The organism is Desulfogranum japonicum DSM 18378 (genome assembly GCF_000429945.1).
Taxonomy (GTDB): Bacteria; Desulfobacterota; Desulfobulbia; order Desulfobulbales; family Desulfobulbaceae; genus Desulfogranum; species Desulfogranum japonicum.
Map to the genome: position 1 here is coordinate 21,485 of NZ_AUCV01000063.1, position 6,162 is coordinate 27,646.

5 protein-coding genes are annotated in these 6,162 nt (G+C 47.7%); 4 read left to right on the forward strand and 1 reads right to left on the reverse strand.

Translation table 11 applies throughout. From position 1 onward, the window contains the following. The first annotated feature begins 41 nt into the window (after positions 1 to 41). Positions 42 to 809, forward strand: a complete 768-nt coding sequence (cobJ, locus tag G493_RS0120720) for a precorrin-3B C(17)-methyltransferase (RefSeq protein WP_028581921.1) — start codon at positions 42 to 44, stop codon at positions 807 to 809. A gap of 37 nt (positions 810 to 846) precedes the next feature. Next, a complete protein-coding gene (locus G493_RS0120725) occupies positions 847 to 1,422 on the forward strand; it encodes a class I SAM-dependent methyltransferase (RefSeq protein WP_028581922.1) in 576 nt (191 codons plus the stop codon). 27 nt (positions 1,423 to 1,449) lie between these two features. Here the strand turns inward: G493_RS0120725 and G493_RS0120730 are convergent, their stop codons facing one another. Continuing rightward, positions 1,450 to 2,652, reverse strand: coding sequence for an L-serine ammonia-lyase, iron-sulfur-dependent, subunit alpha (locus tag G493_RS0120730; RefSeq protein ID WP_028581923.1), 1,203 nt, complete (start codon positions 2,650 to 2,652; stop codon positions 1,450 to 1,452). Between the two features lie 529 nt (positions 2,653 to 3,181). On the opposite strand from G493_RS0120730, the gene G493_RS0120735 reads away from it, so the two are divergent. Together G493_RS0120735 and G493_RS0120740 are read left to right on the forward strand one after the other, a co-directional pair. Next, entirely contained in the window at positions 3,182 to 4,693 is a 1,512-nt protein-coding gene (locus G493_RS0120735; protein WP_028581924.1) for a C10 family peptidase, read from the forward strand. Positions 4,694 to 5,221: 528 nt separating this feature from the next. Next, on the forward strand, positions 5,222 to 6,162 hold a 941-nt coding region (locus G493_RS0120740; RefSeq protein WP_028581925.1), incomplete at its 3' end, for a hypothetical protein.

A 6,162-nucleotide genomic window follows, 5' to 3' on the forward strand; every position in this document is an offset into this window, starting at 1 on the left:
TGAAAGTCTTCCGTAATAAACAACCAGAAAAGAGTCATTCCATGCAACAGTCAGATTCCAGAGAAGCAACCCTGTATGTCGTTGGCCTGGGCCCCGGTGCCCATGATCTCATGGCCCCCAGAGCAACAACTGCCATTCGTAATGCGGATGTGGTGGTTGGATATCGTACCTACCTGGAACTGGTGGAAGATATCATTCCTGAAACCACGGAAATACTCTCATCATCCATGATGCAGGAAATTGACCGTTGCCGAAAAGCACTGGAGATAGCTGAATCGGGAAAGAAAGTTGCCCTGGTCTGCGGCGGCGATCCCGGCATCTATGCCATGGCCGGCCTGATCTTTGAATTGGCAAAGGCAGAAGACAGCGCTGTTCGTATTGAGGTGATCCCTGGAATTGCTGCGGTTAATGGATGCGCAGCTGTTCTTGGAGCACCTCTCATGCATGATTTTGCCGCCATCAGTCTCTCAGACCTTATGACTCCCTGGGAGGTAATCGAACGTAGACTGCAGGCAGCCGCGGAAGCCGATTTTGTTGTAGCCATCTATAATCCGAAATCCAAAAAGCGCACCTCACAAATTGTCCGGGCCAGGGAAATATTTCTGGAACATCGGGACCCGGGAACTCCTGTGGGTATTGTTCAGGGGGCGAGCCGCGACAATCAGACGGTTTGCCTTTCAACCCTTGAAAATATGTTAAACGAGCATATAGGTATGCAGACAACGGTCATCATCGGCAACTCGCAGACCTATGTCTGGAAGGATGCCATGGTGACGCCCAGAGGCTACAGCAAAAAATACGGTATTTAAACCACTTCAACCAACAGCAGTAACAAGGAGCAGGGATATGGGAGACAGCAAAAAATTTGACCCTAAAAAGATCCACAAATTAACAGATCCCTCCCGTAAGAAATTTCAGGACCCTGCCCTGATCTGGCAAGGGCTGGGCAAAGCTGGAAAGGGCATACTGGTGGATATTGGTGCCGGAGCCGGTTTCTTTGCCGTGCCCTTCAGCCAGCAGGCTGCTGTGCATAAAGTGTATGCCTGTGATACTTCTGAACCCATGATTGCCTGGATGCAGGAAAACCTGGAGCAGGATATTCGCACCAAAGTGGAGATTGTTCCCAGCAGTGAGAATCATGTTCCCCTGCAGGACGCTCTGGCTGACCTGGTATACATGATCAATCTACACCATGAATTGGACGCTCCTGTCCAAATGCTTGAAGAGTGCAAAAGACTTTTAAAGCCGGAGGGCACTCTACTAATCATTGATTGGAAGAAAAAAGCCATGGAGATGGGACCGCCTGAAAAAATCCGCATTGCGGAACAGACGGTTCAGGAGCAACTGCTGCAGACCGGTTTTCATACCATCACCAATCATGATATGCTGCCATATCATTACATGTTGACAGCTGTCAGATAATATTTGCCCAAAAATGACCGACCTGTATCACGGTTGCATAAACGCTGTCGTCAGTCCTCCCTGCGAGGTTTCACGGTAGAGAGAAAGGATATCATGCCCTGTTGTCAGCATGGTTTTCACCACCTTGTCGAAGCTTACCAGGTGATGACCATCGGTCAACAGGCTATACTCTGCACAGGCCATGGCCCGCACTGCAGCAAAAGCGTTTCGCTCAATACACGGAATCTGCACCAGGCCCTGCACAGGGTCACAAGTCAAACCGAGATGATGCTCCAAGGCCATTTCCGCAGCATACTCTATCTGCCTGGGTGAGCCGCCAAGAATTTGTGTAGCTGCACCGGCGGCCATGGCACAGGCCACGCCTATCTCGCCCTGACATCCTACCTCTGCCCCGGATATGGACGCATTGCTTTTAACCACGTTGCCAATAAGCCCCGCCGTTGCCAGAGCTTTGATGATAGATCGATCGCTGTGCCGTTGTTCATACGACAGGTAATAAAGAACCGCCGGCAGAACACCACAGGAACCACAGGTGGGAGCGGTGACAACATAGCCGCCCTCCGCGTTTTCCTCTGAAACGGCAAGTGCATAACTTGAAAGCAGCCCTGTTCGGGCCTCACTTTCTTTCAATCTTCTGGCCTTAACCATGAAATCGCGCGCCTTCCTCGGCAGAGTTAGCCCTCCCTGGAGAATTCCGTCAGTCTTGAGGCCCCGGTCAATGGCCTCTTTCATTTTATCCCACATTTCAGGTAAAAATGAGGTGATTATATTATCACCTTCCACCTCCTGTACCAGCTTCCACAGAGGATTTCCCGTAGTCTCCGTCCACCTGAGGAAATCAGCCATGGAACGTTGCCCATAGATATGCGCATGCTCCGCTTCACTGCAGCTCTGCTCTCGCAGTTCTCCACCACCGACAGAAAACACAGTCCAGTCTCTGCAACAGGCTCCCGAATCATCCAGAGCTTCAAAGTACATGCCGTTAGGATGATAGGATGATGAATCACTGCTCCAGATAATTTCGCAGGGTACCGGCTCAAAGACAGTGATGATGGCTTTATCTGTGAGATGACCTTTCCCGGTACGGCTGAGACTGCCATACAGGGTAACACGGTAGGCGGTTGCTTCAGGGGCTTTCTCCTGAAAAATACGTGCTGCATTACGCGGCCCTATTGTATGGCTTGAAGATGGCCCCATTCCATACCGATAAAGATATTGTAGTGATTGCATATCGTTATTTATACACCTGATATCACATCAACGATGAAATGTTGGTTTACTGCGTTGATTTTGCTCACTTAGTGACCATCCTGTGTCGTGTGACAGCGCCATAGGATACAAATGAGAGCAACGGGAAATCCTCTTATTACGCAGTATGAGAACCACCTGAAAAGACTCCGTATACTACTCAGATATCACATGGAATCTGGAATGCAAAGGTATTCTGGACAATGAATCAAAGACTCTTTTGAGTAAATACATAACAGACATTCCGAAAAGTTTGCAGGAAGACTCTTCCTGTGGTGAGCTATGTAGAAAAATCTTTTTACATTGAATTACTAATCTGTAATTCAAATCACCTTTTTTCACGTAACAGACTTTATCTCTCTTATTGAAAAATAGCAGCACATTTAGTTAACATACTGAAAATATAGCAAAGAAGTTACACTCACAGCATTCATCAGGTTAATGGTATTATTATTGCTGAAAAAGCATCCGCGTCCCTGAAAAACAATATATAAACCGCAGGAAATCCCCGTTGTCCAGACTCGTATTCAGACTTTTTCTTGGCTCCATAGTATCACTGCTTTTGCTGGGTCAAGTCATTGCAGCAGAAGTTGACCGTGCAAGAGCCACGCTTGTCGCCCAAAAGTATCTTCACTATGTGCATACCACCTTTAACCGTTGGAAAGAAGCTGAGCCTGCCTTGGCTTCAGTGGAGCCAGTCATCTATGAAGAAGTTACCGTCTTCTGGCTGGCGAAAGTTGACCCGGCCGGTTATCTCCTTATCTCTGCCCGTGATGAACTGTCACCAGTGAAACTTTACTCCGATACCGGATATTTTCTTCCATCCCGCGTAACCATTGCTGGCGCGCCCGAATCATGGCTTATCCCCCGTCAGTATAAAGCAATCCAAGTTATTTCCAATATCGCCACTATGAAAATGGCTGCCGGCACAGATTCCGTGGCTAATCAAATTGGAGATGCCTGGAATATGTTTGGACAGGACTCGGCAGTACGCAAGTCTGCAGTGGCAAAAACAGCTACGGTTGGCCCCCTGATTCAAGCCCTCTGGACTCAGGAATCGCCATACAATGCCCAGTTACCTGAAATCGATGGGAAAAACGTACTTGTTGGCTGTGTAGCCACTGCCTGGTCCATGTTGCTACGTCACTGGCAGTGGCCTGATACTGGAACAGGCACTCACACCCATATCTGGAACGGCGAAACGTTCACCGTTGATTTGAGCAAGGAATCCTACGACTGGGATAACATGCCAGACACACTTACGGCATCATCAACAGAGGCACAGAAAAATGCAGTGGCCAAACTGTGCTACCAAGTGGGAGTAACCGCTGATATGGACTGGGGATTGTACAGTTCCGGTTCAAACCTATATGCCGATCAAATACTGGATATATATTTTAAGTATAAAAGTTCCATGCAACAGGTTGCCAGAAGCGATACAGACGCTGCCACCTGGTTCAGCCTGTTTCAGACAGAATTTGATGCCTCCCCAGCACGCCCCATTGTCATGTCCGTTTTCAGCAGTAGCGGTGGACATGAAATTCTTGCTGATGGGTATCAGACAGACAGCACCAATAAAGTCCATCTGAACATGGGCTGGGCAGGCGCCTACAATGGATGGTATGATGTTACTGATGACTTTGCAGCTAACTATAATTGGATAGGAAACGAATCGGTTATCGTCATCGGGATTGAGCCGGATTACGGCACGCAGACGTATACGGTTGCCTCTTCAGTCGATAAAAATAACAGTTATGGCTCTATAACTCCTTCAGGGACACAAACCATTACCTACGGACAAACGGCAACCTTTACACTGGCTCCAGAGAATGGTTATGTCGTTTCAGAGGTAACTGGTACCTGCGGTGGTTCCTTAGATGCCGCAAAAATTCTTTTTACCACCGACACCATCACTGCCGATTGCACGGTTATTGTCCATTTTTCCCAAACCAACAACAAAAGCGATATATTATTCCAAATATTGCCGGTTATTCTCAGGGCAGCACAACAGCAAAGCAAGTAAGCCCCCAAAAGTAACCATCTTGGATTCGATTCAGAAGAGTGAAAGAGGTGTTCTGCTGGTGCGTATGACGCACCCTACAGCCCGAGGCATGCGAAAGGCAAAGGTAGGGTGCGCCCTACGCACCGTGTAAAAAAGCCTGGCTGAATTTCACTGGTAATCACAGATCAAAAGAGGAAAGACCATAGAATACATTTCCATAATTCCGCGTGGTGACGGCTCATCAACTATGTATTCAGGGAAGTCATATATTTCTGCGCAGCATCATACAGAATCACACTTGCGGCAGTGGCAACATTCCTCTGCGTCAATAAAATACGTCATTTCCACTCTTCCATGCACTTTGCTTTGCATACATCAATTAAGCTGATCCGTCCACGTGCTTACAGCACTACATGAAAATTAATCCTTGCGGCACAGGGAGAATTTAGAGACGTGTATTTTTAAGGTTGCATGCGTCTGATAACTTTATGATAATGTGCAAGATTTTCATTTCTACTATATAAAATCTTGGCTTTTCAGGCTCGCACTATGCACGTTGCAATTCTTCGCTCGCTCCTTCATCTTATTGTCATTTTCTTTTTCCTCTCAACCAGTGCCTATGCAGACCTTGGACTCAGCTCCAGCGATTTTGGCAGCCAATCTGTAGATGGCAGCCAGGTAGATGGCGTGCAGGTGCATTCCCTGGATGACCAGACCAATGATACCAGTGACCAAAGTGATGGTGCAACTGCTGATGGATCAGATGATGATAGTGGTTCAACCGGTGCGCCTGGAACCAACTCTCCGGTTTGCCCTACAAATCAGGGGAATGGCCAGGATGAAGGATCAAGCTGTAAAGAATGCGCTGATGATTCAACCTCAGGATCATGCAATCCCGACGACTGTGAAACAACCCACTCCAATGTGAACATCATTACCCGGGAATACCAGGATGACCTGATTGACATGTCAGTGAAGGTTGCAGGTGGCTATGCCAAAGTATATCGTCTCTATGTGGAGGGCAAGTGGCAGTTTGAGCATGAGTTTAATCGTATTCAGACAACAGCTCAGGAAAATGTGCTCAGAAAGGGCAATATCAACTATACAAAAGGTACAGACGGAATATACCATTTCAAAACCTTTACTCTGCAACCACTGGATACCGGCTATCGTTGGCAGAATAAAAAAGGAAAATATGTGCTTTACGACCAACAGGGGCGAATGGTTGAAACCGGTGACCGCCGGGGAATACTCACAAAGTATACCTACCAGGGCAAGCAACTGCACTCCATCACTGACCGCCATAACACGCCGGTATATACCTTTACGTATAATGCCCAAGGCAAAATCAGCCAGGCTGCAGATCAGCATGAACGTACAGTTTCGTATCTCTGGGAAAACGATCTGCTGACCACATTTACCGATGTACGCGGGCATAACAAACGCTACAGCTACAGCAAAAACGGACAACTCACAGCCAAGGCCGATGA

Excerpts from the sequence above, each read along its gene's own strand:
- cobJ (WP_028581921.1), top strand. The coding sequence starts at position 42 with ATGCAACAGTCAGATTCCAGAGAAGCAACCCTGTATGTCGTTGGCCTG.
- G493_RS0120725 (WP_028581922.1), top strand. The coding sequence starts at position 847 with ATGGGAGACAGCAAAAAATTTGACCCTAAAAAGATCCACAAATTAACA.
- G493_RS0120730 (WP_028581923.1), bottom strand. The coding sequence starts at position 2,652 with ATGCAATCACTACAATATCTTTATCGGTATGGAATGGGGCCATCTTCA.